Annotated in this window: 26 protein-coding genes and 3 tRNA genes; 17 read left to right on the top strand and 12 right to left on the bottom strand. The window is 59.7% G+C overall.

The window, feature by feature from the left end; all coding sequences use genetic code 11:
* The 4 genes from recJ (at position 1) to WH91_RS16270 (ending at position 5233) form a co-directional block, all read left to right on the top strand.
* Positions 1-1791, top strand: a complete 1791-nt coding sequence (gene recJ / locus WH91_RS16285; protein ID WP_046172063.1) for a single-stranded-DNA-specific exonuclease RecJ — start codon at positions 1-3, stop codon at positions 1789-1791.
* Between the two features lie 78 nt (positions 1792-1869).
* On the top strand, positions 1870-3204 hold the full coding sequence (locus WH91_RS16280; RefSeq protein WP_046172062.1) for an NAD(P)/FAD-dependent oxidoreductase: 1335 nt from the start codon (positions 1870-1872) through the stop codon (positions 3202-3204).
* Positions 3189-3974, top strand: coding sequence for a DUF1365 domain-containing protein (locus WH91_RS16275; RefSeq protein WP_052952894.1), 786 nt, complete (start codon positions 3189-3191; stop codon positions 3972-3974). Before WH91_RS16280 ends, WH91_RS16275 begins: the two co-directional genes overlap by 16 nt.
* Before the next feature lie 23 nt (positions 3975-3997).
* A complete protein-coding gene (locus tag WH91_RS16270; RefSeq protein WP_082102219.1) occupies positions 3998-5233 on the top strand; it encodes an SAM-dependent methyltransferase in 1236 nt (411 codons plus the stop codon).
* 158 nt (positions 5234-5391) lie between these two features.
* Here the strand turns inward: WH91_RS16270 and WH91_RS16265 are convergent, their stop codons facing one another.
* From WH91_RS16265 to WH91_RS16255, 3 genes are read right to left on the bottom strand one after another with little or no spacing between them, the layout of a single operon-like run.
* A complete protein-coding gene (locus WH91_RS16265) occupies positions 5392-6144 on the bottom strand; it encodes an SDR family NAD(P)-dependent oxidoreductase (RefSeq protein WP_046172061.1) in 753 nt (250 codons plus the stop codon).
* Positions 6145-6146: 2 nt separating this feature from the next.
* Positions 6147-6797 (bottom strand): ChrR family anti-sigma-E factor, encoded by a 651-nt coding sequence (locus WH91_RS16260; RefSeq protein WP_046172060.1) that lies wholly within the window; start codon positions 6795-6797, stop codon positions 6147-6149.
* On the bottom strand, positions 6794-7378 hold the full coding sequence (locus tag WH91_RS16255) for a sigma-70 family RNA polymerase sigma factor (RefSeq protein WP_046172144.1): 585 nt from the start codon (positions 7376-7378) through the stop codon (positions 6794-6796). Before WH91_RS16255 ends, WH91_RS16260 begins: the two co-directional genes overlap by 4 nt.
* A gap of 531 nt (positions 7379-7909) precedes the next feature.
* Between WH91_RS16255 and WH91_RS16250 the strand changes: the two genes are divergently transcribed.
* Positions 7910-8206 (top strand): transglutaminase-like cysteine peptidase, encoded by a 297-nt coding sequence (locus WH91_RS16250; protein WP_046172059.1) that lies wholly within the window; start codon positions 7910-7912, stop codon positions 8204-8206.
* A 254-nt stretch (positions 8207-8460) separates the two neighbouring features.
* On the opposite strand, the gene WH91_RS16245 is transcribed toward WH91_RS16250, so the two are convergent.
* From WH91_RS16245 to WH91_RS16230, 4 genes are all read right to left on the bottom strand, one after another.
* A tRNA-Glu gene (locus WH91_RS16245) sits at positions 8461-8535 on the bottom strand.
* 51 nt (positions 8536-8586) lie between these two features.
* A tRNA-Glu gene (locus WH91_RS16240) sits at positions 8587-8661 on the bottom strand.
* A gap of 75 nt (positions 8662-8736) precedes the next feature.
* A complete protein-coding gene (locus WH91_RS16235; RefSeq protein ID WP_046172058.1) occupies positions 8737-9213 on the bottom strand; it encodes a YcbK family protein in 477 nt (158 codons plus the stop codon).
* A 151-nt stretch (positions 9214-9364) separates the two neighbouring features.
* Positions 9365-9781, bottom strand: a complete 417-nt coding sequence (locus WH91_RS16230) for a VOC family protein (RefSeq protein ID WP_046172057.1) — start codon at positions 9779-9781, stop codon at positions 9365-9367.
* A gap of 173 nt (positions 9782-9954) precedes the next feature.
* Between WH91_RS16230 and WH91_RS16225 the strand changes: the two genes are divergently transcribed.
* The gene (locus WH91_RS16225) at positions 9955-10560 is read left to right on the top strand and encodes a cold-shock protein (RefSeq protein WP_046172056.1); all 606 of its coding nucleotides are present in this window, start codon (positions 9955-9957) and stop codon (positions 10558-10560) included.
* An 11-nt stretch (positions 10561-10571) separates the two neighbouring features.
* Positions 10572-11057 (top strand): DUF192 domain-containing protein, encoded by a 486-nt coding sequence (locus tag WH91_RS16220; RefSeq protein WP_046172055.1) that lies wholly within the window; start codon positions 10572-10574, stop codon positions 11055-11057.
* Positions 11058-11188: 131 nt separating this feature from the next.
* Here WH91_RS16220 and trhA read toward each other — a convergent pair whose 3' ends face one another.
* Positions 11189-11872 (bottom strand): PAQR family membrane homeostasis protein TrhA, encoded by a 684-nt coding sequence (gene trhA / locus WH91_RS16215; protein WP_046172054.1) that lies wholly within the window; start codon positions 11870-11872, stop codon positions 11189-11191.
* 186 nt (positions 11873-12058) lie between these two features.
* On the opposite strand from trhA, the gene WH91_RS22730 reads away from it, so the two are divergent.
* Positions 12059-12520 (top strand): ArsR/SmtB family transcription factor, encoded by a 462-nt coding sequence (locus WH91_RS22730; RefSeq protein WP_052952892.1) that lies wholly within the window; start codon positions 12059-12061, stop codon positions 12518-12520.
* Between the two features lie 199 nt (positions 12521-12719).
* Here the strand turns inward: WH91_RS22730 and WH91_RS16205 are convergent, their stop codons facing one another.
* The 3 genes from WH91_RS16205 to WH91_RS16195 all read right to left on the bottom strand — a co-directional run bounded on the left by WH91_RS16205 (position 12720) and on the right by WH91_RS16195 (position 14915).
* Positions 12720-13301, bottom strand: coding sequence for an outer membrane protein (locus WH91_RS16205; protein WP_046172053.1), 582 nt, complete (start codon positions 13299-13301; stop codon positions 12720-12722).
* 410 nt (positions 13302-13711) lie between these two features.
* A tRNA-Arg gene (locus WH91_RS16200) sits at positions 13712-13788 on the bottom strand.
* A gap of 56 nt (positions 13789-13844) precedes the next feature.
* On the bottom strand, positions 13845-14915 hold the full coding sequence (locus WH91_RS16195) for a LacI family DNA-binding transcriptional regulator (protein ID WP_143078119.1): 1071 nt from the start codon (positions 14913-14915) through the stop codon (positions 13845-13847).
* Positions 14916-15144: 229 nt separating this feature from the next.
* Here WH91_RS16195 and WH91_RS16190 point away from each other — a divergent pair, with 229 nt between their 5' ends.
* The 9 genes from WH91_RS16190 (at position 15145) to WH91_RS16150 (ending at position 24369) form a co-directional block, all read left to right on the top strand.
* Positions 15145-16386 carry an ABC transporter substrate-binding protein gene (locus WH91_RS16190; RefSeq protein ID WP_046172052.1) on the top strand — a complete coding sequence of 414 codons (1242 nt, stop codon included), beginning with the start codon at positions 15145-15147 and terminating at the stop codon, positions 16384-16386.
* A 97-nt stretch (positions 16387-16483) separates the two neighbouring features.
* A complete protein-coding gene (locus WH91_RS16185) occupies positions 16484-17428 on the top strand; it encodes a carbohydrate ABC transporter permease (protein WP_082102218.1) in 945 nt (314 codons plus the stop codon).
* Positions 17425-18360, top strand: a complete 936-nt coding sequence (locus WH91_RS16180; protein WP_046172051.1) for a carbohydrate ABC transporter permease — start codon at positions 17425-17427, stop codon at positions 18358-18360. Before WH91_RS16185 ends, WH91_RS16180 begins: the two co-directional genes overlap by 4 nt.
* A gap of 5 nt (positions 18361-18365) precedes the next feature.
* Complete coding sequence (locus WH91_RS16175; RefSeq protein ID WP_046172050.1) at positions 18366-19448, top strand: ABC transporter ATP-binding protein; 1083 nt, start codon at positions 18366-18368, stop codon at positions 19446-19448.
* Between the two features lie 177 nt (positions 19449-19625).
* Positions 19626-20375 (top strand): sugar phosphate isomerase/epimerase family protein, encoded by a 750-nt coding sequence (locus WH91_RS16170; RefSeq protein WP_046172049.1) that lies wholly within the window; start codon positions 19626-19628, stop codon positions 20373-20375.
* Positions 20376-20380: 5 nt separating this feature from the next.
* On the top strand, positions 20381-21520 hold the full coding sequence (locus WH91_RS16165; protein ID WP_046172048.1) for a Gfo/Idh/MocA family protein: 1140 nt from the start codon (positions 20381-20383) through the stop codon (positions 21518-21520).
* Between the two features lie 146 nt (positions 21521-21666).
* A complete protein-coding gene (locus tag WH91_RS16160) occupies positions 21667-22722 on the top strand; it encodes a sugar phosphate isomerase/epimerase family protein (protein WP_046172047.1) in 1056 nt (351 codons plus the stop codon).
* Positions 22722-23201 carry a GyrI-like domain-containing protein gene (locus tag WH91_RS22725; protein ID WP_052952890.1) on the top strand — a complete coding sequence of 160 codons (480 nt, stop codon included), beginning with the start codon at positions 22722-22724 and terminating at the stop codon, positions 23199-23201. Before WH91_RS16160 ends, WH91_RS22725 begins: the two co-directional genes overlap by 1 nt.
* A gap of 16 nt (positions 23202-23217) precedes the next feature.
* A complete protein-coding gene (locus WH91_RS16150; RefSeq protein ID WP_046172046.1) occupies positions 23218-24369 on the top strand; it encodes a Gfo/Idh/MocA family protein in 1152 nt (383 codons plus the stop codon).
* Positions 24370-24400: 31 nt separating this feature from the next.
* Here the strand turns inward: WH91_RS16150 and WH91_RS16145 are convergent, their stop codons facing one another.
* On the bottom strand, positions 24401-25267 hold the full coding sequence (locus WH91_RS16145; protein ID WP_046172045.1) for a TraB/GumN family protein: 867 nt from the start codon (positions 25265-25267) through the stop codon (positions 24401-24403).
* Between the last annotated feature and the right edge of the window lie 252 nt (positions 25268-25519).

Here is a 25519-nt window from a genome sequence, read left to right as displayed (position 1 = left end):
ATGCTCGATGCGCCGCGACCATTTCTTGATGTCTCCCGCTCACTGACCGGACGGGCCTGGACCGACCGTTTGGATTTCGCGGGCACGCGGACGGCCACTGCAATCTCCCAGCGCACCGGTATTTCGGAAATTCTTGCCCGCATCCTCGCGGGGCGGGGCGTCGGCATCGAGGAAGCCGATACCTATCTGGAGCCGACCATTCGCGGCTTGATGCCAGATCCCTCGACCCTGATGGCCATGGATCCGCTGGCGGACCGGCTCGCCAAGGCCATTGCCGACAATGAATCCGTGGCGCTGTTTGGCGACTATGACGTCGATGGCGCTTGCTCCTGCGCGCTGATGGCCCGCTACCTGCGCCATTTCGGCATCGAGCCCCAGGTGCATATTCCCGACCGGATATTCGAGGGCTATGGCCCCAATGTCGCGGCGATGGACAAGCTGATCGATGCGGGCGCCACGCTGATCATCACGCTCGACTGCGGCACCACCAGCGAGGGGCCCATCACCCATGCGCGCGGCCGCGGCGCTGACGTGCTAGTCATCGACCACCATCTGAGCGACCACGACCTGCCCAATGCCAATGCGCTGGTCAATCCGAACCGCCCCGACGACATTTCCGGCCTCGGCTATCTCTGCGCTGCCGGCGTGACCTTCATGGTCCTCGTAGCGGTCAATCGGGCGCTTCGTCAGCGCGGCGATACCGGCCTTCCGGATTTGCTGAAACTGCTCGATCTGGTGGCCCTGGCCACAGTCTGCGACGTCGTCCCGCTCACCGGCCTCAACCGCGCCTTCGTGGTGCGGGGGCTGGAAGTCGCCCGCCGCGGCGACAACAAGGGCATGGCGGCCTTGGCGCTGGCCGCGCGCCTGAGTGGCCCGATCAATCCATATCACCTGGGCTTCCTGCTCGGCCCGCGCATCAATGCCGGTGGCCGTATCGGCAATGCCGCGCTCGGCACTGAACTGCTCACCGTTGACGACGAGCACCACGCGCTGGTCATCGCTGCGCGGCTTGACGAGCTCAACACCGAGCGCCAGCGCATCGAGGTCGAGGCCGTCGAAGAGGCGGCAGCCGTGGCCGAAATGGAAATCGGCAGCGGCGAGGGACCGCCCGTCCTGGTGCTGGCGTCGGCTAATTGGCACCCTGGCGTCGCCGGTCTCATTGCTTCCCGGCTGCGCGAACGCTTCGAGCGTCCGACTTTCGCCATTGCGCTGCAGCCCGACGGCACCGGCACCGGCTCGGGCCGCTCCATGCCCGGGGTCGATATCGGTCGCGCCGTCATCGAAGCGGTGGAACTGGGCCTCATTCCCAAAGGTGGAGGCCATGCCATGGCGGCGGGTGTCTCGATCAAGCCCGGCCAGCTTGGCCCCTTCCGCGCTTTCCTGATCGAAAAGCTTTCGCTTGATGTGACGGCGGCCCGCGCCGTGACTGCCATGCCGGTCGACGCAGCGCTTACCGCTCGGGGGGCGACGCTCGATCTGGTGCATGCGCTGGAGCGCGCCGGACCCTACGGTTCGGGCAATCCCGGCCCACTGTTTGCCTTCCCCGCTCATCGCGCCCGCTATGCTCAGATCGTCGGCAAGGGCGGCCATGTAAGCTTCACCCTGACTTCGGAAGACGGCGCCCGCCTCAAGGCCATCGCCTTCCGTGCGGCAAATACCGCCCTTGGCGATGCCCTGCTGCGCGATGCCGACGCGGTCTTTCATTTCGCAGGAGCGCTTTCGGTCGACTATTATCAGGGCCGCGAGCAGGTACAGTTCCGTTTGACGGACATGGCTAAACCCAAGGGATAGAAGAAACTTTTCGCTGATCCAGCCCGTTGCTGTGTGCGTAATAAGACCATTGCGGCCACGCGGAGACCTGCCCTGATCATGACCGCCTCCAATATCGCCATCATCGGATCGGGAATATCAGGACTTTCAGCGGCTTGGCTGCTTTCGCGGACTCATAACGTCACCCTGTTCGAAAAAAATGCGGTCCTTGGCGGCCATAGCAATACGGTTCTCGCTCCCACCCCGCAGGGGCCGGTGCCGGTCGATACGGGCTTCATCGTCTACAACGAGAAGAATTATCCAAACCTGACGGCGTTCTTTGACCATCTCGACGTGGAGACGACGCGATCCTACATGAGCTTTGCGGTCTCGGTTGGCGAAGGCCAGATGGAATATTCCGGCGAATATCTCTGGGGCCTGTTCGGCCAGCGCCGCAACATTATCCGGCCGCGCCACTGGAAGCTGGTCAGCGACATCATGCGGTTCTTCCGCGAGGCCGAGCAGCAGATTGAGTTATGCTCCGACGATATCTCGATCGGCCAGTTCCTGGAGCGCTTCGGCTATTCCAGCGCCTTCATAGATGATCATATCCTGCCCATTTCGGCGGCTATCTGGTCCACCCCATCGCGTGGCATGCTGGACTTTCCGGCACGGACCTTCATCGAGTTCTTTGCCAATCATTCGCTGCTGCAGGTCGGCGGGCGGCCCAAATGGCGTACGGTAAAATCGGGTTCGCGCCAATATGTGGACAAGCTGGTCGCTCAGACCAAAATGGAAACGGTGCTCAATGCCGGGATCACATCGGTGCGTCGCCACGCCCAGGGCGCCGAGGTTTACTTCGAAGACGGTAGCCATCGTCACTTCGATCAGGTCGTGTTCGCTACTCACGCCGACCAGGCCCTGGCCCTGATTGCCGACCCGTCCGAAGCCGAGCAGCGGGTACTGTCCGCCTTCCGCTACACCCACAATCGCGCTGTGCTTCATTCCGATGCGAGCTTCATGCCGAAGCGCCGCCATCTGTGGTCCGCGTGGAACTACTTGCGTGGCACCGGGGGCGAAGATGATCTCAGCCTAACCTATTGGATGAACAAGCTGCAGCCGCTGCCCACCACGCAGAACTTGTTCGTCACGCTCAACCCGCATCGCGACATCGCGCCAGAGTCGGTGGTCTACGACGTTGACTACGAGCATCCGCTGTTCGATGCCGAGGCGATCGCAACGCAGCCGCAGCTCTGGCAAATTCAAGGTGTCAACAACACCTGGTTCGCCGGCGCCTGGATGGGCTACGGCTTTCACGAAGATGGGCTGCAGTCGGGCCTGGAAGTGGCCGAGCGCATTGGGCCGGTGCAGCGCCCCTGGCAGGTGCCCGAACAGCGCGGCCGTATCGCTCACAACTGGGTCGAAGGAGACCAGCACCTGTGGGCCGCGGAATAGGCGAGGGCATCTCGGCGCTCGGCGCCATCTATGTCGGCGACGTCGTGCACAAGCGCGCGCGGCCGAAGCGACATTCCCTGCGCTACCGGGTTTTTTCCATGTTGGTGGATCTCGACCAGCTTGAATCAATAGATGAAAAACTACGTCTATTTTCCTTGGATAGATTCAACCTTGTGTCGCTGGTGACCAGGGACTTTGGTCCACGCGACGGCACCAGCATCGCGGCCTTCATCCGCCGCAGGGCCGCTGCGGCCGGCGTCTTGGACGTCACCCGCATCCGCATGCTGGCATACCCGCGGCTGTTCGGCTTCGCCTTCAATCCGATCACGGTCTATTATTGCGAGGATGCCGAAGGCGTCGTGCGGTTCATGGCCTACGAGGTCAGCAACACCTTCGGCGAGCACCACTTCTATCAAGCTGGCGTGCTACCCGAGCAGGGCGAAATCCAGCATGAAGCCAGGAAGGCCTTCTACGTGTCTCCCTTCAATACGCTTGAGGGGCGCTATCGTTTTTCGGTGCGTCCGCCCGCTGAAACGGTGTTTCTCGGCATTACTTTGTCGGACGATGAGGGCGGCCTGCTGACTGCTTATTTTAAGGGTGAACGGCGTCTTTTGAGCGACTTCGGTCTGCTGAAACTGCTCCTTGCATATCCCTTTATGACCGCTAAAGTGGTGCTGGGCATTTACTGGGAAGCGCTACTTTTGTGGCTGAAGGGTGTGCCGCCGACGCTCAAACTGAGACGGCAGCCTAAGCGCCATCGTCAAGTCTAGAGAATTTTGGATCACGCGGCACGATGAACAAGACCGTTGCAGAAAACAGCAATACCGGCGTCGCGCCGTGGGCCAAATTTGCCTCTTGGGCCGTCGAAAAAATCGGCTACCGGCTGGTCGGCCACCCCAAGCACGGCGCCGTAACCGTCATCTTGCCCAACGGGCGTACGCGCACAGTCGGCGATCCGGCGACGGGTGAGCATTCGGTGCTTCGTCTCAACAATTTCAAAGTCATCACCGAGGCCATGCAGCGAGGCACAGTTGGCTTTGCGTCCGCTTATATGAGAGGCGATATCGAGGTTGATGACCTCACCGCGCTGTTCCGATTCTTCCTGCAAAACCGTGACATGTTCGAAGAAGCCAATCCGGGTTTCTTCCGCAAGGCAGCCGGCGACCTGCATTATCACCTGTCGCGTCGCAACACGCTCGAAGGTTCCAAGAAGAACATCGCCGAGCACTATGACCTGGGCAACGATTTCTACGGTCAGTGGCTAGACGGCTCGATGACCTATTCGTCGGCCGTTTTTACCTCTGGCGATCAAAGTCTCGAAGAGGCGCAGCGCGAAAAATATCGCCGCGTCGCCGACATGGCTGGCGTGACGCCGGGGTCTTCAGTGCTTGAAATCGGCTGCGGCTGGGGCGGCTTTGCCGAAACCGTTGCGCGCGATTACAAGGCCCACCTACGCGGCATCACTCTTTCGGCCGAGCAGCTGAAATATGGACAGGAGCGCCTGGCGCGCCAGGGTCTCGACGAATTCGCCACGCTGGTATTCGAGGACTATCGCCATACCGAAGGCCAGTTCGACCACATCGGCTCGATCGAAATGATCGAGGCCGTGGGCGAGGACAATTGGCCGAGCTATTTCCAGACGGTGCACGATCGCCTCAAGCCCGGCGGCACTGCGTCAATCCAGGCAATCACCATCAATGAGGCCGATTTCGTCGGTTATCGCAGCGGTCCCGACTTCATCCAGCGCTACATTTTCCCGGGCGGCATGCTGCTGACCAAAACGGTGATGAAAGAGTTTGGCGACAAGTACAATCTGGTGCTCGAGAACGTTGATACCTTCCGCCTGAGCTATGCCAAGACGCTCAAGCTTTGGCGGGAACGCTTCCTCGAGCGCTGGCCGATGATCGCTCCTCTCGGCTACGATGAGGAGTTCAAGCGCAAGTGGGTCTACTACCTCAGCTATTGCGAAGCCGGATTTATCGAAGGCTCAATCGACGTGGGTATCTACCAATACCGCAAGCCGGCTTGAGTCACTGCGGACTGCTGCGCTGCTGGGTACAGTAGTCTCCCACCCACCGACTTTTCCCTAGGGCTTGATCCGAGGACCTATCGCGGCCTGCGCCGTGTTGAGAGTGGCCCCTCGGGTCAAGCCCTAGGGAAAAGTCGGTGGAAATGGCGTGCTCGCCATCACTGCTTCGGCAACATCTTCCCCGTCAGCCAAAAGAACACCGGATAGGGCAGCCACCGTATCGTCTTCATCAGCCAGACCATGCGCTTGGGGAACGCGATCTCGAACCGGTCCGACCGAGTCAGCCCATCGACGATCCGCCGCGCCGCATCATCGGTCTCCATCAGGAACGGCATCGGGAAATCATTCTTGTCGGTCAATTCGGACTTGACGAAGCCCGGCGCGATCATCCGCACCGTGATATTGCGCGGCGCCAGTTCCGCCCGCATCGTTTCCAGCAGGTTGATTATGCCGGCCTTGGTCGACGAATAGGCGGCCGAGCGGGGTAGGCCAAAATAGCCCGCCACCGAGGCAATAGCCGCAAAATGTCCGCCGCCTTGGCTTTCCATCTGCTTGAGCAGCGGATCGGCAATGCGCAGCAGGCCGAGATAATTGGTATCGATGACCTTCTCGAACTTCTCGAAAGCGTAATCGCCGACATCCATCGGTTGCCAGGCAGCGGCACCGAAGATGAACAGATCGATCCGCCCCAGGTCGGCCACCACGGACTGGATAGTCGCCTTGATCGCATTGCTGTCGGTGACGTCCAGTACATAAGGGCGAATAGCCAGGTTAGCCTTCGCAACCTCACCCAGCTTTTCCTGCCGACGGCCCGAGATAGCTACCGTCCAGCCGCGTGCGGCCAATAGTTTCGCCACGGCGGCGCCGATCCCCGAGCCGCCGCCGATAATCCATGCAACACCTGGTTTCATCGCTAAATCCCAAACAGCGGCTGCAGCACCCGCATCAGCCGGCCGCGGAACGTGAGGCGCGCGTCAACCGCCACGAGGCAGATGCAGTCCTCGCCAGGCTCGGCGATCGGCTGGTGCTCGATATCCTCGTCATGGTCGGCGATGTCGCCCTTGGCAAACACGCCAAAGCGGTCCCGATAGGCGCCCTGCAGGATCAGCGTCAGCTCATGGCCACCATGGCCATGCTCAGGCACGCGACGGCCGGCACCCACCCGCAGGAGCATCAGGCGAGACTTGCCGTCATCGCCCCAGGCAAGATCAGCCGTCGCCACGCCCGGCCCGGTCCATTTCCAGCGCACGGCAACCAGCCCCTCAGGCAGATAGCTCTGAACGGGCAGGGGAAGCGCGTCGTCGCCGCGCTCGTCATGCGGCACGACTTCGATCTTCTCGTCACCCAAAGTGCCTAGCAGCCGGTCCAGGGAGCCGGACGACATAAGCGCGGCCGGTTCTGCCGTCAGCAGCGCGCCCCCGATGGAGTCCATATGACTTAAAGTCTCGCGGCCGCCCTCGGACATGGCGAGATGGGTCGCGATCACGGTTGCGTATGGTCCGTCAAGCGTACCGGCGCTGAAGGCCATCAAGGTGGCAATATCGGGGTGGTGTTCAATGGTCATTGCAGATCCTCCAGCATAGGCCGGAGCCGTTCATAGGCGAGACGAAGTCGCGATTTCACTGTGCCAAGGGGAATGCCGATGGTTTCGGCAATCCGGGCGTGCGGCATGTCGTGGATAAAACTCAAGCGAACGACTTCCTGTTGATCTTCCGAAAGCGTTGTCAGAGCGGCGGTCACCCGATCGATCACTTGATGCCGCTCGACCAGCATGCTGCCGGTCGGGCTGTCGCTGGCCAGAGTGACTTTTTCCAAGTCCTCATAGGGCTTGTTCGATTGTCGGCGCAGCTGGTCGATGCGCAGGTTGCGGGCGATCGTGAAAATCCAGGTGCTCGCTGCACCGCGCTGGTTCGAATAAAGCGCCGCCTTGCGCCAGACGGTGAGGAAAGTTTCCTGCACCAGGTCTTCGGCCAAGGCATCGCCGGCACCCAGCTTGATCATCATCGATTTGACACGTGGGCCGAACAGCCCGAACAAGGCGGCCAAGGCAGATTTGTCTTGCTGCTGCGCAATGCGAAGCATCAGCGATGCAGGGTCATCGATCCCTGGCAGGACAGGCGGCTGGCCAATATCTGAATTCGTCATGACTACCGCATACATCGGCTGCTCCGCCTGTGTAAGCCCTGTACGTGGTGCGCCACGATTTGGATCAGCACAACCCCTCAAAATATGATGGGCGGCATCACAACCCGCCTGCCGCTACGCCAATCACATCGTTGCCATCAAAGCCGGCAATTTCGTCCCCATTATGCGGCATCATGTGCAGGCACATCTGGTCGGGCAGTTATCGAAAGCTGATCGCATCACCCGGCCCCCACCTGCATATTTAAAAAAATCGATGCAGTAATAATTAGCAACGAAAAATTACGTTGAGGATTGATAGCTCTGGATGTCATTATAATTCGCATAAGCTCAATAACAAAGGTTCTATGGAGGATTTTTCCTGCCGGTCAGTTCAAAAAGTGGAGAACTTTTGACCGGAAATATTGGTTACTTTCAATGGCAAGTAAAACAAAAACTGGAAAAATACTGTGTACGATTCTTGCAAAATTTTTGCCCGTGCCTAATTTATCTGCCGCTGATCTACGTCAGGCAAGGCAGGCCGGCTGAGACGCCATGTGCCGGCGCAACGACCAGCCCATGGACTTTTGCGGTACGTTTCCCGGTCCTGAGCAGCTTACTTTCAATGAGGAACTGTCGCCGTCCCTCTCGTGTGCCAATACCGAAGTAAATGCCCGCTACCAGTACCAATCTGACCGAGGGACTTACGAAGTCAGCGATTATTGGACCGTGCCTTTAGGCAACGCCGCTGACTGCGATGATTTTGTCCTGGCAAAGATACTGGAGTTGCGCGATCGGGGCATCGCTGTTTCGGCAATGGTTATCCTGATCGGCACGCTGGGTAACCGGTGATGGCATTCGATCCTGGGCGTGCAGACAGACCGCGGCACTGTCCTGCTCGATAATTCCCGTGGCGGCATTAGCACCGTTCAGAGCCTGAGCCTGAACCTTCGGTACTACCTTGCTATGTGCAACAGCCACCGATGGCGCGTCGCCATGTAGCGCATTGACCAGTCACCCGTTGCCATCCAGCAAGGGGTGACTCGCCTTCGAAGAGAGCCAAGTTCGGCTCCCGTGAACGAAGGTGACTTGAGTGAATGTGTTCCTGGTACGGCCACGGGGAATCGAACCCCGCTCTGCACCGTGAGAGGGTGCCGTCCTGACCGATAGACGATGGCCGCGAACCTAGGAACTAGCAGACTTAGTTTATATCATTCCCTGCTGGGAAGGAATGGTACGCCCTAGGGGAGTCGAACCCCTCTCTGCACCGTGAAAGGGTGCCGTCCTAACCGATAGACGAAGGGCGCCTAAGCGCTTGTGAGGGTCGTATAATGGGGCGGTTTGATCCGCGCAACCCATTTGCGACAGATAGTTCAATTTTTTCAACAGCCCGAGAATGTCACCGGACGATTGTAGCCGCGTGGGCGGTCGCGTACATCGACATGGATGAACTGGCGGCCCGGATAACAGCCCACGCCACCAGCGCTGCTGCGGTTGATAGCAAAGGAGATCAGCGTCTGCTTGTCGACGCCGGGGATGTAGAAATCCGCCGCCATGCATTTGGTATGATAGGAGTTATCCACGCCGCCGGCCGCTGAATTATGCTGTCCGTCTCGGTAGCCCGAATTCATGATCACCTTGCGGCCGAACTGACCCTCGAATTCCCAGATCAGGAAACGCAGCTTGGGCGCGAGGCAGAGCGCATTGACCTCTCGGCTCGAGACGAAGGTGCCCCAGTCGTTTTTCTTGCCCGAGTAGGAGGCGCCACTGCTGCTCGCGAACATGGCCATGGGCATGCACGCCGCCAGCGACAGCGCGCAGACCATGACGGCGATTATCGAGCGGAGAGGGGTATGCATCGCGACTTCCGACTGGCCGTCGTTGCGCCTGGGCAACAGACAATGACCCGTTTTGTGAAGTCGCTAAAATACGATCGGCTTTGCTAACCGCGGGCTAAGCGCTACGGTTAGCAAAACGCTACTGAAACGTTAGCAAAATGCTAACCGATGGCTACCACTTGCCGGTATTGGGCATCGACAACCACGGCTCCTGTGGCGGCAGCGATCCGTCCTGGATTAGCTCGATGGAGACGCCATCGGGCGAGCGGACGAAAGCCATGTAGCCATCGCGCGGTGGGCGATTGATGATGACACCCATGTCACTAAGATGTTGGCACAGTGCGTAGATATCCGCGACGCGATAGGCCAGGTGGCCAAAGTTGCGCCCGGCGGTATATTCCTCGGGATCCCAGTTGTAAGTCAGCTCGACCTCGCCACCCTCGTCGCCCGGCGCCTTCAGGAAAATCAAGGTGAACCGGCCCTGTTCGCTCTCCCGCCGGCGCACTTCTTCGAGCCCCAGACCTTCGCAATAAAACCGCAGGCTATCCTCGACATTGGTCACGCGGACCATGGTGTGCAGGTATTTCATCGCTGTTCTCCTTGGCAAATGCGTTGTCCGAGGCCTACCAAGTCAGGCAATGCACCGCAACCGGTGCATTTCCAAACAAAGTCTTAACAATTGCCTTTGAATCGGCCACAGTGAGCTTTGTCTTGTTTAGTACCTCGCGGCGGCGAGGCGAGTACGAAGGGCTTTGGGGAAGCATGGGGGCCAAGTTTACTGGCGATCACGAAACCGGCGAGGGCGTGTCTGATCACCCCGATGCGGCCGCTTCGTCTGGCGATGCAGGCCTCGACACCATCGAGGTCACCGGCGCTATCAAGTGGTTCGACGCCGGCAAGGGCTTTGGCTTCATCGTGCCCGATAATGGCATGGCCGATGTTCTGCTGCATGTTACCTGCCTGCGCCGCGACGGCTACCAGACCGCCTATGAGGGCGCCCGCATCGTTGTCGAAGCGCTCAACCGGCCCGGTGGCCTGCAAGCCTTCCGCGTCCTTTCAATGGACGAATCCACTGCCCGCCACCCAGCCCAGATGCCGGCACCGCGCACCCATGTGGTGGTCGAGGCAACCTCGGGAATGGTTCGCCTTGAGGTAAAGTGGTTCAACCGCATTCGTGGCTTCGGCTTTCTCTCCGAAGGCGACGGCTCGCCGGACATTTTCGTGCACATGGAAACGCTGCGCCGCTTCGGCATTACCGAATTGCGCCCCGGACAATATGTGCTGGTGCGTTACGGCAATGGTCCAAAGGGCCTTATGGTCGCCGAAATCCGGCCTGATGGTTGGGGCGACGCGCCGTCCTCCCACTAGGAATTCCCGTTATGATGCTGTTCGCCCAAGGTCTGTCTCCAGCGCTCCGCCGCGCTGGAGTTGCAATTGCTGTCGCCGCAATCCTGGCGCCGCTGTCCGCTTTTGCCGATGAGAACAGGCTGACCTTGCATACCGGCACGGGCGATTACAGCTTCAATGTGGAAGTGGTGGATACTGACGCAACCCGCGCCAAGGGCCTGATGTATGTAACCGAACTGGCGGAAGACGCCGGCATGCTGTTCGACTTCAAGGACGAGCGCGACGTCTCCTTCTGGATGCGCAATACCTTCATCCCGCTCGATATGATATTTGTCGATGCCAATGGCATTGTGAAGAATGTGCACGTCAACGCCCACCCCCACGACCCGACGGGCATCCCCTCTGAAGGCCCTGTGCAATACGTTCTGGAAATCCCGGGCGGCCGTTCGGTAGAAATCGGCCTCAAGCCCGGCGACAAGATGGACCATGACCGCATCGCCGTACCGGCTGCAAACTAGGCGCCGCACGGCCCAATTTTCTCAGGCTGAGTCGAAGATGTTGGTTTGTGAGAACCGAAGCGCAGCGTACCTAGCGGTACGTGAGCACCGGAAGCGCAACGAACCGACATTTGCAGACAGCATCAGCGAATTCAAAGCCTGTGGATGACCATGCAGTCGATTACGGCCCAAAGATGCAGGCTGGCGCCTCCGACTACGAAGACGTGCCATAAAGCGTTCTGGAACTTCAGTTTTTCCCAGAGATGAAAGATGATACCGAGCGAGTAAGTAACGCCACCGGCCAGCAGCAGCATCATCGTGGATGACGGCAGGCTCTGCGCCAACGACTGGAACACGAGGATCCCGCTCCAGCCGATCGCCAGGTAAAGCGCGATGGCAAGCCGCCCGAAGCGCTCCGGTACAATAAGCTTGAGGGCCACACCGATCAGCGAAGCGCCCCAGACGAAAGTGGTCATCACGATGCCCGAGGTGGTGCCACCAAGTACCGCGAGAAAAGGCGTATACGTGCCGGCAATAAACAGGAAGATCGCGGCTTGGTCGAAGCGCGCCAGCCACATCTTGATCGGAGACACCGGCCACATGTTGTAGGCTAGCGAAACACCCAGCACCGCGACCAGCGAACCCACATAGACCGCGAGGGCAGGGACCGCCTCTGGCGCCGTCTCAAGAATAGCGTAGGCTAGAAGGACTGAGCCTGCCGCAACGGCAACGATCAGCCCAAGCACATGGACAATGCCGTCGACCACCATTTCGGCGACGGTAAACGGCCGCTGCTCGCGGCTCCACCATGAATAGCTGGTCTTTATCTCGTTCACCGGCGTGTTACTCCTTAGCCCAGCTTGGCAGGGCAACATGACCATAGATTTCACAAACCGGCCAATCGTATGGCACGGTAAAGCTCAACTCAACGCTTCTGGTGAATAACCGGTTGCCTGCGCCGTACCGCGCTTGACGCGTAACGTCGGCATTACTAATGGGCCTGTGCACCCATGGAATCCAGCATGCCGCCCATCGCAATCCTCATCGCTCTGGCCGACCCAACCCGTTGCCGGATTGTGGAAATTCTGCATGACGGCCCACAACCGGTGCATGTGCTGGCGGGCTCATTCAAGATCAGCCGCCCGGCGATCTCACGCCATCTGCGCGTGCTGAAACAGGCCAAGCTTATCAGCGAAAAGAAGACCGGCCGCGAAAACCGCTACGCGCTACATGCCGAAAAATTGAAGCCGATAGCAGACTGGCTTGCCAAAATGCGCGGTTCGGAAGCCTCCTACACGGTGACCGCAGATCAGCCACCTGCAAAAAAGCTCGTTCCGAAGTCAAGCGCGCTGCCTCACCCCAAACCCGTCCTGGCGCCGATAACGGCGCCTGAAACCGTCACCGCAGCGCAAACCACTGTGGCGCATGCCGCGCGTAAAGCTCGGCCGGCTGCCTCAGTTTCGCAGATGGGCTTCGATTTCTAGGTGAGATCGAGATAGGCTACGCCGATTGTCCCGATTGCCCACCATGCAACGCGTCAGTGCTACTCTGGCCTCCGGGCACATGCAGCAAGATGATGTTCGATATCGCTGCGACCTTGGCTAGTTCCAGCTTGGCGCCAGATCGCAAGCAAAAAAAAACGGCTGCCCGAAGGCAGCCGTTGATCGGTTCGTAAAGCGGTTATTAGAAGTGGTAAGCAACGCCAACGGTTGCCTTGGCGGCTTCGAAGAACGAGTCCGAAGCGCCGTCAAAGTCGCCCTGGCCAACAACTTCACCGCGAACCGACACAGAGTCGGTCACTGCAAGTTCAACACCGCCACCGAGCTGATAGACGCCCTGGTTGAAGCCAGTGCGGCTGTTGGTGCCGACGCCGCCGATTGCGTAGACCAGAACCGAGTCGGTCACGACAGCGCCGGCGCGCACGTTGACGAAGTACTCGCCAGTGCTCGGAGCAGCGTTGTTCCAGATGTAGTCAGCGGTAACTTCAGCACCGAGCAGGAAAGGCTCGACTGGCAGGAAGTTCACGCCAACCGAAGCGCCGAGGACGCCTGCAGTGGAGTTAGCTGGCGAGCCAGCATAGAGGCTAGCATCGGTGCCGATGAACTGGCCGCCGGCGCGAACGCCTGCATAGAGACCTTCCCAGCTGAAGCCAGCCGATTCCATGATCGGTGCAGGCGTGGTTGGGATGATGAGGTCAGCGGCCTGAGCAGCAACCGAACCAAGAATGGCGAGCGAGGCGCCAGCGAGTAGTGCACGTACGGACATTTGAGTCTCCTAGATATTCTGCACCGGAACTACCCCTACCTTACCTGCTTCACAATACGTTTCCACATGACTGGCAGCCATGCGGCAATGATTGTTGCCCAAATGCCTCAGCGCGATTGAGCGAGAAATGAAGGCTTGTCTGGGAATGCAGTCTGGCCGTTGGCAATGTGGTGCGGTTGGTCGCGTACCCCATACGATCTCAGATGAAGTTTGTGGCGCGACAACGCCTTGGCCGTCGACCTAGCGGGTCCATCGGACGAACCGGCATTGTTGTAGCGGACTGGATTCACACGACCAGCCGCCGACGCATTCGCAATTGTAGGGTGCGGTTGACGAGTTGACCTCGAGCATAATCCTGCCCCTTCAGTCACGCGGGCGGTGCCTCTGAAGCCACAGCGATACCGAAAATCTGGTGATCCCGACAGGACTTGAACCTGTGACCAACAGCTTAGAAGGCTGCTGCTCTATCCAGCTGAGCTACGGGACCCACGCAGATAAACCCATTTACCCCATTTCAGCGCAAAGGGAACCGGCTTTTGGCCGCTATTGCAGCTGGACCGCTGCCTCGGGCGCGATCGCCCGGTGGGCAGGCGGGGACGTGCTGCCGCGCACGATCAGCTCGGAGCTAAGCACCATATGCATGGGCAAGCGACTGCGGCGCTGGCCCTCGATGACGTCGATCAACGCTCCGGCAGCGATGCGGCCCAGGGCCTCGCGTGGCTGGCGCATCGTGGTCAGCGGCGGCAGCACATGAGCGGCAATGCCGAGGTCGTCGAAACCCACTACCGAAACATCGCGCGGGCAGGCAATGCCATGCTGGTTAAGCGCCGATAGGAAACCGATGGCGCTCTCATCATTGGCCGCAAACACCGCGGTTGGCCTGTCGGCCAGGGCGGCGAACAGTTGCCCGGCCGCGTGCCCGGCGTCCATGTCAAATGCTCCCTTAAATATCCAGTCGCTTCGCACTGCTAGCCCGGCATCGGCCATGGCCTTGCGGTAGCCCGCCTCGCGCTCGCCCGTGAGCACATTGCCGACGGGTCCGCGAATGTGGCCGATTCCATGGTGGCCAAGTCCAATCAGGTGACGCGTCGCCTGCTCGGCAGCGTAGAGATTGTCGGTCCGGACCGTGTGGAACGGCGCGGTGGGGATCTCCTCGCAGGCGACCACCAGCGGCACCGGGGCAGGGTTGCCGGTCAACATCATCAATTGCGCCAGGTCGACCGATCCGTCGAACAGCAACAGCCCGTCAACGCGGTTGGAGAGAAAGTAGTCACGCATCCTGCGGCCCGAATCGTCGCCGGAAAACCGGTTGGCAATCAGCACGCCATAGCCGCGCAAAACGGCTTCCCGCTCGATCGAATCGAGGATGGTCGAGAAGAACGGATTGCGGAGATCGGGCAGGGCAACGAGGATGGTTCGAGCGGTTTTCTGGCGCAGTGAGCGCGCCGACTGGTTTGGCGTGTAGCCGGTGACCCGAACCGCCTCGCTTATTCGCAAACGAGTACTTTCGCTCACTCTTTCAGGGTTTGAAAGGGCTCGGCTCACAGTTGCAGTCGATACTCCGGAGAAACGTGCAACTTCTTGTATCGTCGGCGTTTTCTTGATCAAATTCATGTCTGCCAGCGCCCCCTTCCGCTGTCAGCTATGCATTCTATGTAAATCTGTATTGACAGCCACGCAAGACGTGTAGGAAAGTAATGCAATCGATTGCAGAGGTTTCGGAAACGAGGGATGCAATCGATTACATGCGGTCAGCTCGGGATGCCTCACAGAAGGCAACTTTGCGGCTGGCAGCTTCGCGGGAGCGATCATCGCTCCAAGTGATCGTTTGGGAGGACACCCTATGAAGAAGTTTGCAGTGGCTGCCGTCATGGCAACCGCGTTGATGAGCTCGACGGCCGCCATGGCCGTGGACCTTGAGGTTACACACTGGTGGACGTCGGCCGGCGAAGCAGCGGCCGTTTCTGAATTCGCCAAGGTCTTTGAAGAACAGACCGGCAATACCTGGGTCGATAGTGCGCTTGCCGGTTCGGGCACTGGCGCCAACCCAGTCATCATCAGCCGCATCATCGGCGGCGATCCAATGGGCGCAACCCAGATGAACACCGGCCGTGACGCCGAGGAGCTCATCAAGGCTGGCCTGATGCGCGATCTGACCGACGTCGTCGCCGACATGAACATCGACAGTTTTTACGTCGATGAATCCCTGCTGACCCCATGCCGCTACGAGGGTGGCCTCTACTGCCTGCCCGTGAACATTCACTCGTGGGATTGGCTGTGGCTGTCGACAAAGGCCTACACAAAAATCGGCCAGCCCGTTCCAAAGGATTGGAACGAATACGTCGCATCTTGGCCTGCTCTGGAAGAAGCTGGCATCCTGCCCTTCGGTCTCGCAACCGGCTGGCCTTTCTCCGGCATTCCCGGTGTCCTGATGTCCGGTATCGGCGGCTCCGACCTGGTCCTGGCCATCAACCGCGACAAGGATGTCGAAGCCGTTCGTGGACCGCAGTTCCGCAAGGTTGCTGAGGCTCTTGACTCGCTTCGCAAGGTGATCTCGCCTGAGACCATGGTTCCGTCGTTTGGTGACGTCGGCAATCAGCTTCTCGAAGGCACTGCTGCCGGTAATATCCACGGTGACTGGCTCCAGGGCGACCTTCAGGTTGCTGGCGGCGTACCCGGCAAGGACTACGAATGTCTCCCAGCTCTCGGCCTCGGCGACAAGCTGACCGGCGGCGGCGACTCCTTCTACTTCCCCAAACTGCCTGAAGGCACCGACCCCGCAGTTCTGCAGGCTCAGGCCGACCTCGCTCGCATCCTGATCTCCCCCGAAGCCCAGTTGAAGTTCAACCTGGTCAAGGGCTCGATGCCAATCCGTACCGACATCGATCTGGCTGCAGCCAACCCCTGCATGCAGAAGGCGCTTGGCATGCTCAAGAACGGTCTGCTGCCCTCCGGTGACTTTTCGCTCTCCAGCGACACCCAGCAGCAGTTCCAGGATCTCAACACCGAGTTCCTCGATGACGACAGCATCACTGTCGATGACTACATCGAGCGCTACGCTTCGATCCTCGAGTCCGACGAGTAACGACACGCCTGTAAAGGCGAGGGTTTGCTCTCGTCGATAAAAATGGTGGTCGGCCTTGATCATTAAAGGTCGGCCACCTTTTCTTGGAGATACTCATATGGCGGACGCTGCCGTTCCTCTGGACGCAGGCGCTGAGACAACGGTCAATCGACCCAGCCTGCTGAAAAGAATCCTCTTCAATAACCTGCCCGCCAAGATCGCCGCGCTGCCCATGATGGTCACCGTGCTGGTCGTCTTCGTCGGCTGCACGATCTGGACGATCTATTACTCGTTCACCAATTCCAAGCTTCTGCCGACCGGCAAATTTGTCGGCTTCGATCAATACGAGCGCCTGTTCGCAACCTCACGCTGGAACGTATCGGTAACCAACCTGATCGCCTACGGCGCGATGTCGCTGGTTTTCACGCTGGTTGTCGGGTTCATCCTTGCGGTTTTGATCGACCAGAAAATCCGCTTCGAAAGCGCCTTCCGCACCATCATGCTTTACCCATTCGCCCTGTCGTTCATCGTGACGGGCCTGGTGTGGCAGTGGATCATGAACCCCACCCTCGGCCTGCAGACTACCCTGCGCAACCTGGGCTGGACCAATTTCTCCTTCGACTGGATCGCCAATCCGCGAATGGTTCTGTTCGCGCTGCTCATCGCCGGTCTTTGGCACGGCACGGGCTTCTGCATGGTGCTGATGCTGGCCGGCCTGCGCGGCGTCGATGAAGAAATCTGGAAAGCTGCCCGTATCGACGGCATTCCGACTTGGCGTACCTACGTTTCCATCGTCCTTCCAATGATGCGCGGCGTGCTGGTCACGGCGCTGGTGATCATCGGCTCCGGCATCGTCCGCCTCTATGACCTTGTGGTGGCGCTGACCAATGGCGGCCCGGGCATCTCCTCGGAAGTGCCGGCAAAATACGTTTTCAACTACATGTTCTCGGGCGGCAATATCGGCCAGGGCCTGGCCGGCGCCACCATGATGCTCCTGACGGTCGTCATCATCATGGTCCCTTGGGCCTATCTCGAATTCGGCGGAAAGGGGCGTCGCACATGAGTCAGACCTCAACCATGGCCGGCGCTTCTCGCGTCGCCGCTACCAATGCAGTGCAAGAAGCGCGCGGCCCCCGGCCAAAGCCCTTTTTCACCCCACGCAAGATCATCATCTATTCTCTGCTGGTGGTCTTCTCGATGTACTACCTGTTTCCGCTCTACGTGATGTTCACCACATCGCTCAAGTCGATGCCGGAAATCCGCTTTGGCAACATCTTCGCATTGCCGGTGGCACCAAACTTCGACGCCTGGGTGAAGGCCTGGACCAGCGCTTGCACGGGTCTCAATTGCCAGGGCCTCGCGCCGGGCTTCTGGAACTCTGTCAAGATCACCATCCCGAGCACGATCATCTCGATCTTTATCGCGGCTGTGAACGGCTATGCGCTGATCAACTGGCGCTTCAAGGGCTCGGAAATATTCTTTGCTATCCTGATCTTCGGCTCGTTCATTCCCTACCAGGTGTTTTTGTATCCGATGGTGATAATCGCCCGCGAACTGGGCATCTTCGGCACGCTGCAAGCCGTCATCATCGTCCACACGATCTTTGGCATGCCGATCCTGACACTGCTGTTCCGCAACTACTTCGCGTCGCTGCCCCAGGAATTGTTCAAGGCGGCTCGTGTGGACGGGGCAGGGTTCTGGCGCATCTTCTTTGAGATCATGCTGCCCATGTCGCTACCAATTTTCGTGGTGGCGCTCATTCTGCAGGTGACCGGTATCTGGAATGACTTCTTGTTCGGCGTCGTCTTCGCCGGCACGCAGAATTATCCGATGACCGTGCAGCTCAACAACATAGTCAACTCGGCCCAGGGCACGCCCGAATATAACGTGAACATGGCCGCCACCGTTCTGACCGGCCTCGTGCCGCTGGCGGTTTATTTCGTGTCCGGCAAGTGGTTCGTCCGCGGTGTCGCTGCTGGCGCGGTGAAGGGATAATTCGAATGCAAAACAGTGTTTCCATCCGCGATCTTTCACTGAATTTTGGCAGCGTGAAGGTGCTCGAGCACCTCGACCTCGAAATCGCGCAGGGCGAGTTTATCGTCCTGCTCGGGCCCTCGGGTTGCGGAAAGTCCACCCTGCTCAACTGTATCGCCGGCTTGCTGGACATTTCCGACGGGCAGATCTTCATCGGTGGCAGGAATGTCACCTGGCTTGAGCCCAAGGACCGTGGCATCGGCATGGTGTTCCAGTCCTATGCGCTCTATCCGCAGATGACTGTCGAGCGGAACCTCTCCTTTGGCCTGCGTGTAGCCGGCATGAAGAAGGACGAGGTCGAAAAGCGCGTTGCTCGCGCCGCGGAAATCCTCCAGATCCAGCCCTTGCTGGAGCGCAAGCCTGCAAACCTGTCCGGCGGCCAGCGCCAGCGCGTTGCCATTGGTCGCGCCCTGGTGCGTGACGTGGACGTGTTCCTGTTCGATGAGCCACTGTCCAACCTCGATGCCAAGCTCCGTTCGGATCTGCGCGTCGAGATCAAGCGGCTGCATCACCGGCTCAAGAACACCATGATCTATGTGACGCACGACCAGATCGAAGCGTTGACCCTGGCCGACCGCATCGCAGTGATGAAGAACGGCGTCATCCAGCAACTGGCTGATCCGCACACCATCTACAATAGGCCGGTGAACCTCTATGTCGCGGGCTTCATCGGCTCGCCTCAGATGAACATGTTCACGGGCACGCTGTCGGACTCCACGTTCACCACTGAAGATGGCATCGTTATCCCCGTGGAAACCTACGCTTTCGACACTCCGGCGACCGGTTCCACAGCGGCGGTGCTCGGCGTCCGTCCTGAACATATCGTCCTGGGTGACGAGACGGCGGGCATGCCCTTCACCATTGATGTGGAAATCGAGATCGTCGAGCCCATGGGCTCGGATACGCTGGCTTGGACCAAGATCGGTGGCCAGGCGATTACCTTCCGTTGCGACAGCGACGTGGTCATTGCGACGGGCCACAAGGTCCGCATCGGTTTCGATCCGGCCCGTGGCTCTATTTTCAGCGCCGAGACCACCAACCGCCTCTAACGGCTAATAGTGCGGCGCCGGTGGGCGCCGCACTCCCCAACCGATGCCATTAGGCCCGATGTAACTTTTGCGCTGGTTGGCCTGTCCGGCGGGCGCAACAGCATCCGGAAAATACCGATAGTCCTGCACCGCCAATGCGATGCCCTTGCCCATTCTAACGTTACAAAAGAGGCCACAATGACGACTTTGTCATTCCAGCTGTACAGCGCCCGCAACTACCCCAATCAGGAAGAATTCCTCGCCAAGCTCGGCGCCCTCGGCTACACGCAGGTCGAAGGCTATGGCGGTCTCTATGGCGACCCGGCAGCGCTTGCCGCCACGCTCAAGAAGAACGGCCTGGCCATGCCGACCGGCCACTTTGGCCCCGCCCAGGTGGCTGACGTCTCGACCACACTGAAGACCGCCGAAGCGTTGGGCATCAAGAAGATCATCGTGCCACATATTGGTCCAGAAGGCCGCAGCACCGACGAGTCCAAATGGCTCGAACTGGCAGAGATGCTGGCCAAGCATGGCGAAACTTATGCCAAGGAAGGTTACGCTTTCGGCTGGCACAACCATGACTTCGAGTTTGTGCCCACCTCGTCCGGCCGTACCCCGATGGAAATCATCCTAGAAACCGCGCCCGCCATCGAATGGGAATGCGACGTCGCCTGGGTGGTGCGTGGCAAGGCCGATCCGATTGCCTGGTTCGATCGCTATGGCAGCCGCATCACCGCTGTCCACGTCAAGGACATAGCCCCCGCGGGTCAGAATGCCGATGAAGACGGCTGGGCCGACGTCGGCCACGGCGTGCTCGATTGGGACAACCTAATCGGCAAGGTACAGGCCAAGACCAAGGCCGAATATTTCGTTGCCGAACACGACAAGCCGTCCGACGAAGTGCGTTTCGCAACGCGTTCGATCGCAACCGCCACCAAGTGGAAGTAATCCAGATGGCAAAGACCTTTGGCGTCGGCATTATGGGTGCCGGCAACATCTCCGCCGCCTATCTTAAGCTCGCGCCCTTGTTCAAGGGGCTCGAAGTTCGTGCTGTGGCTGACATCCTGCCGGCCGCCGCACAGAAGCGTGCCGATGAATATGGCGTCAAGGCGCAGACTCCCGACGAGCTGCTGAAGAACAGCGAACTCGACGTCATCGTCAACCTGACGATTCCATCGACCCACTATTCGGTCTCGATGGACATCATCTCGGCCGGCAAGCACGCCTATTCCGAAAAGCCGTTCGTGCTGTCGCTCGAAGAGGGCATGGCCCTCAAGAAGGCTGCCGATGATCGCGGGCTTCAGGTCGGCTCGGCCCCCGATACCTTCCTTGGTGGCGCGCACCAGCAAGCGCGCGAAATCATCGACAGTGGCAAGCTCGGCAAGATCATGAGCGGCACTACCCACGTCATGAGCCGCGGCATGGAACACTGGCACCCCAATCCGGATTTCTTCTTCCAGGTTGGCGCTGGTCCCATCCTCGACATCGGGCCCTATTACGTCACCGATCTTATTCATCTGCTCGGACCGGTGAAGCGGGTCTCCGCCTTCACCAATAAGGCGCGTGCGGAACGCGAAGTGACGGCCGAAGGCCCCTACAAGGGCACCTTCGTCAAGGTCGGGACCCCCACTACCATCCACGGCTTGCTGGAGTTCCATTCGGGCGCCATCATCACCATTGGCGCAAGCTGGGACGTGGCGGCGCATGGCCACCACAATATCGAGCTTTACGGCACCGACGGCACGATCTTCGTTCCAGATCCGAACTTCTTCGGCGGCGATCTGGTCACGACCGATATCTCTGGCACGCGCACCAACGTCACGCCGTGGGATCACCCCTTCGGCAAACTCAACCAGGACCTCGACAAGGATCACCCGCGCGCCAATTATCGCACGGCCGGTCTCGCAGACATGATGGCCTCCATCGACGGTGGCTATCGCGCCCGTTGCGGCCTCGACGTCGCGCTGCATGCCGTGGACGTAATGACCAGCCTGCTCAAGGCCGGCGAAAGCGGCCAGGTGCTTACGCTGTCGACCACCTGCGAACGCCCGCTGGCGCTCAGCCCGGCCGACGCGGCAGGCCTGCTGAAGTAGTGAGGTGCGCACCTCATTGACAGGCATCATCTGCCGGTCAACATTGCGTTTCAGGTAATACCAGCAGGCGGCGGCCAACCCGCCGCCTGTTTCTTATCAAGCAATAAAAGACCATGGCGCCAAGCGCCTGACAGAGGAGAAACAACATGCGCACCATCAAGGGGCCGGGAATCTTTCTGGCGCAATTTGCGGGCGACAATGCCCCGTTCAATTCCCTCGACGCAATCTGCGGCTGGGCCGCCAACTATGGCTACAAGGGTGTGCAAATCCCGACCTGGGTCGGCAGCCTGATCGATCTGGAAAAGGCCGCGACCTCCCAGACCTATGCCGACGAGCTCAAGGGCGTCGTCGCCAGCCATGGCCTCGAAATCACCGAGCTGTCGACCCATCTGCAGGGCCAGCTCGTCGCCGCGCATCCTGTCTATGACACCATGCTGGACGGCTTTGCGCCCGCATCGGTGCATGGCAATCCCAAGGCTCGTCAGGAATGGGCCGTGCAACAGCTACTTTGGGCGGCAAAGGCATCAAAAAATCTTGGCCTCACGGAGCACGCAACCTTCTCGGGCGCGCTGGCCTGGCCATTTCTCTATCCGTTCCCTCAGCGTCCCGCTGGCCTCGTCGAAGAAGCATTCGACGAACTGGCGCGCCGCTGGATGCCTATTCTCAATGCCATGGACGAGAATGGCGTCGACCTTTGTTATGAAATTCACCCCGGCGAGGATCTGCACGACGGCGTCACCTACGAGATGTTCCTGGAGCGCGTCAACAATCACCCGCGCGCCAACCTGCTCTACGATCCCAGCCATTTCGTGCTGCAGCAGCTCAATTACCTCGACTACATCGACATCTACCAGGAGCGAATCAAGATGTTCCACGTCAAGGACGCCGAGTTCAATCCGACCGGCCGCCAGGGCGTTTATGGCGGCTATCAGAGCTGGATCAACCGGGCAGGACGTTTCCGTTCGCTCGGCGATGGTCAGGTGGATTTCGCCTCGGTGTTCTCCAAAATGGCGCAGTATGACTTCGCCGGCTGGGCGGTGCTCGAATGGGAATGCGCCATCAAGCACCCCGAGGACGGTGCCCGCGAAGGCGCCGAATTCATCAAGAACCATATCATCCGCGTCACCGAACACGCCTTCGATGACTTCGCTTCGGCAGGCACTGATCTGGCGGCGAACCGGAAGATTCTGGGTCTGAGCTGATGACCGGATCGGAGATCGAAACCGTATCGCTGGACGCATTGACGCTTGTCGGCCTCCCGGTCTCAGGGGGCTGGCAGGACTTGCCGAAAATCGTGCCGGAGGGGTGGAGACGCCTCTTCGCCGAAGCGGACGCGGTTGCCGCGTTGGCCCGCAAAGTGGACGCTTATGTCGGCGTCAGCCTCGCCATGGAAGACGGCACCTTCTTTGAATTTGTCGGCCAGCGCGTCTTCGGGTGCAAGGCGGCTCCGGCAGGACTGAAGCTGCTACACATTCCTGCCAATAATTATCGGCATCGTCGCCACACTGGGCCGCTCAGGGCAATAGCAGCGACGTTTCAGACGATTTATGACGACGCAGAGGAGCTTGGCATTCCGGCGGGCATCTTCAAGCTCGATTTCGGCTATCAGGCCGATGGAACAGTTACACCGCACGATCTCTATATCGGCATCGATCCGATCGCTGCCCCCGAGACACATTAGGCAAGAGGGAACAATTATGGCTGAAAATGGCGCAAAGCGCATTCGCCTCGGCATGGTTGGCGGCGGCACGGGGGCCTTCATCGGCTACGTGCACCGCGTGGCCTCCCGCATCGATGGTGACTACGATCTGGTGGCCGGCGCCCTGTCGTCGCGCCCCGACGTGGCCCAGGAGTCCGGTCGCAATCTCGGCCTCGCCGAAGACCGCATCTACACCTCATATGAGCAGATGGCGCGCGCCGAAGCTGCCCGTCCTGATGGCATCGAGGCGGTGTCGATCGTGACGCCCAACCACATGCACTATGGCCCGGCCAAGGCCTTCCTTGAAGCCGGTATCCACGTCATCTGCGACAAGCCGATCACCTCGACGCTGGAAGACGCCCGCAAGCTAGCCGAGATCAAGCCCAAGAACGGCGCCAAATTCCTTCTGACGCACAATTACACCGGCTATCCACTAATCCGTCAGGCCAAGGAACTGGTCGCGTCGGGCGCGCTGGGCAACATCCGTGTCGTCCAGGCTGAATACCCGCAGGATTGGCTCACCGAAGCGACCAGCGACGATAACAAGCAGGCCTCATGGCGTACCGATCCGGCCCGATCCGGCGCTGGCGGCGCCATCGGCGATATCGGCACCCATGCCTACAACCTGGCCCGCTTCGTCACCGGTCTGAAGACCGACGCGGTTTCGGCCGATCTCACCAGCTTCGTCGCCGGCCGCCAGCTCGATGATAACGTCCACATCATGCTGCGCTTCGAAGGCGGTGCCAAGGGTATGCTCTGGGCCAGCCAGGTGGCAGTTGGGTGCGAGAATGGCCTGCAGCTCCGCATCTACGGCGACAAGGGCGGCCTCGAATGGCGTCAGGACAACCCCAACTACATGTGGTTCACCGAATTCGGTAAGCCCAAGCAGTTGTTGACCCGTGGCGGCGCCATCTCTGGCAATGCCGCCTCCACAATGAATGTCCGCATTCCGTCCGGACATCCCGAAGGCTACCTCGAAGCTTTTGCGACGCTATACAGCCAGTTCGCAGCCGTTATCCGCGGCGATGGAGCGGCCTATGAGGGCCTGTTGCCCACGTTGGCCGATGGCGTCGAAGGCATGCAGTTCATCGTGGCCTCGGTGCAGTCGAGCCAGAACGACGGCAAGTGGACCAAGCTCAGCGAGGTCTAATAATCATAGGGCACCGTTCGCGGTGCCCTATTTATTGAATGCGCTCGACCTCGTAGCCGGCCTTGTCGAGCAGGTCGAGCACGCTGCCATCTCCGATCAGATGGGCTGCACCGACCACCACCAGATTTTCCTGATTGTCCGCCAGCATAGTTTCCAACGGTGCCATCCAGTTGCGATTTCGCGTATAAAGCAGCCGGTCGATAAACGCCGTCTCGAAGCCGCCCATTTCAGTCTTGAACATTTCGGACAGCCGCTCAGGCGTGCCATCGGCCCAACTGCCAAGCATCTTGTCCATCACCTTTGGCAGGGTAGCAATTTCATCCAGCGTCGATTCGAGCATGGCGATCTGCTCGGCCTCGGACGCCCCCGCGAGCACATCCAGCTGCTCGTCACCGGTCTCCAGAAATTCCATTCGCCCGGGCGCCAGTTCAGGCTGCAGCACGAACTCAACGCCTTCCTCGGAATATCCTTCGGCCGCCAGCGCGGCGACGCTGATGGCATTAGCTGCCATCCATGGCTTCATCGCCAGTACCGGGCCCAGCGGCAGGCCGATAGTTTGCGCCTGCTGCCGCAAGTTGGCCTCGAGATCCGGGTCGATCACGTCGGTCAACAGAGTGCCATCCATATAGATGCCGCGAACGAAGGCCGCCGCACCGACCTGGGCCATGGCTGCCGGTCCGATATCGGTCTCGAACACCACCTTGTAGGCGTCAGTCAGCACCTTGTCGAACAGCGCGGTGCGCCACTGCAGCCCGTTGGGTAAAATGTGGAATGAGCCGAACAGCCAGATTGCACTGTCGCCATCGCGTACCTCCCACATGCCGGGATCGGCCAAAGCCGGGGCGGTGAGTCCCAGTGCAGCGGCAACGGGGAGCAGGCAGCGCGTGGACAGCTTCATCGGCAATTCCTCGGTGGCTTAACGTCTACCCTGTCAGATAGGTCGCCGCGCGCCAACCGCTAGAGCTATCGCAAGAGGCTGCCGCAAATCAGATCAAGTCAGAGAGGATGAAGATCACCGGTATCATACCAACGGCGCTCACGATTGACCGGTGTGTGCCCATTCACGCATGCCGATCGATGTTATGGTTGTCGGCTGGTCGACGAGATTTCGCCATGCCTGACAAGCGGCATCGATGATGGCGTCGTAGGT

The organism is Devosia psychrophila, assembly GCF_000971275.1.
GTDB lineage: Bacteria > Pseudomonadota > Alphaproteobacteria > Rhizobiales > Devosiaceae > Devosia > Devosia psychrophila.
This window is presented reverse-complemented; position numbering and strand designations above follow the sequence as displayed.

What these genes read in the sequence shown, in the direction of transcription:
- recJ (WP_046172063.1), top strand. Translation starts at nt 1, where the DNA reads ATGCTCGATGCGCCGCGACCATTTCTTGATGTCTCCCGCTCACTGACC.
- WH91_RS16230 (WP_046172057.1), bottom strand. Translation starts at nt 9,781, where the DNA reads ATGAAATACCTGCACACCATGGTCCGCGTGACCAATGTCGAGGATAGC.
- WH91_RS22730 (WP_052952892.1), top strand. Translation starts at nt 12,059, where the DNA reads ATGCCGCCCATCGCAATCCTCATCGCTCTGGCCGACCCAACCCGTTGC.
- WH91_RS16255 (WP_046172144.1), bottom strand. Translation starts at nt 7,378, where the DNA reads ATGACGAATTCAGATATTGGCCAGCCGCCTGTCCTGCCAGGGATCGAT.
- WH91_RS16150 (WP_046172046.1), top strand. Translation starts at nt 23,218, where the DNA reads ATGGCTGAAAATGGCGCAAAGCGCATTCGCCTCGGCATGGTTGGCGGC.
- WH91_RS16165 (WP_046172048.1), top strand. Translation starts at nt 20,381, where the DNA reads ATGGCAAAGACCTTTGGCGTCGGCATTATGGGTGCCGGCAACATCTCC.
- WH91_RS16265 (WP_046172061.1), bottom strand. Translation starts at nt 6,144, where the DNA reads ATGAAACCAGGTGTTGCATGGATTATCGGCGGCGGCTCGGGGATCGGC.
- WH91_RS16180 (WP_046172051.1), top strand. Translation starts at nt 17,425, where the DNA reads ATGAGTCAGACCTCAACCATGGCCGGCGCTTCTCGCGTCGCCGCTACC.
- WH91_RS16270 (WP_082102219.1), top strand. Translation starts at nt 3,998, where the DNA reads ATGAACAAGACCGTTGCAGAAAACAGCAATACCGGCGTCGCGCCGTGG.
- WH91_RS16280 (WP_046172062.1), top strand. Translation starts at nt 1,870, where the DNA reads ATGACCGCCTCCAATATCGCCATCATCGGATCGGGAATATCAGGACTT.
- WH91_RS16145 (WP_046172045.1), bottom strand. Translation starts at nt 25,267, where the DNA reads ATGAAGCTGTCCACGCGCTGCCTGCTCCCCGTTGCCGCTGCACTGGGA.
- WH91_RS16190 (WP_046172052.1), top strand. Translation starts at nt 15,145, where the DNA reads ATGAAGAAGTTTGCAGTGGCTGCCGTCATGGCAACCGCGTTGATGAGC.
- WH91_RS16205 (WP_046172053.1), bottom strand. Translation starts at nt 13,301, where the DNA reads ATGTCCGTACGTGCACTACTCGCTGGCGCCTCGCTCGCCATTCTTGGT.
- WH91_RS16170 (WP_046172049.1), top strand. Translation starts at nt 19,626, where the DNA reads ATGACGACTTTGTCATTCCAGCTGTACAGCGCCCGCAACTACCCCAAT.
- WH91_RS16220 (WP_046172055.1), top strand. Translation starts at nt 10,572, where the DNA reads ATGATGCTGTTCGCCCAAGGTCTGTCTCCAGCGCTCCGCCGCGCTGGA.
- WH91_RS16195 (WP_143078119.1), bottom strand. Translation starts at nt 14,915, where the DNA reads ATGAATTTGATCAAGAAAACGCCGACGATACAAGAAGTTGCACGTTTC.
- WH91_RS16235 (WP_046172058.1), bottom strand. Translation starts at nt 9,213, where the DNA reads ATGCATACCCCTCTCCGCTCGATAATCGCCGTCATGGTCTGCGCGCTG.
- WH91_RS16185 (WP_082102218.1), top strand. Translation starts at nt 16,484, where the DNA reads ATGGCGGACGCTGCCGTTCCTCTGGACGCAGGCGCTGAGACAACGGTC.
- WH91_RS16250 (WP_046172059.1), top strand. Translation starts at nt 7,910, where the DNA reads ATGTGCCGGCGCAACGACCAGCCCATGGACTTTTGCGGTACGTTTCCC.
- WH91_RS16160 (WP_046172047.1), top strand. Translation starts at nt 21,667, where the DNA reads ATGCGCACCATCAAGGGGCCGGGAATCTTTCTGGCGCAATTTGCGGGC.
- WH91_RS16260 (WP_046172060.1), bottom strand. Translation starts at nt 6,797, where the DNA reads ATGACCATTGAACACCACCCCGATATTGCCACCTTGATGGCCTTCAGC.
- WH91_RS22725 (WP_052952890.1), top strand. Translation starts at nt 22,722, where the DNA reads ATGACCGGATCGGAGATCGAAACCGTATCGCTGGACGCATTGACGCTT.
- WH91_RS16225 (WP_046172056.1), top strand. Translation starts at nt 9,955, where the DNA reads ATGGGGGCCAAGTTTACTGGCGATCACGAAACCGGCGAGGGCGTGTCT.
- WH91_RS16175 (WP_046172050.1), top strand. Translation starts at nt 18,366, where the DNA reads ATGCAAAACAGTGTTTCCATCCGCGATCTTTCACTGAATTTTGGCAGC.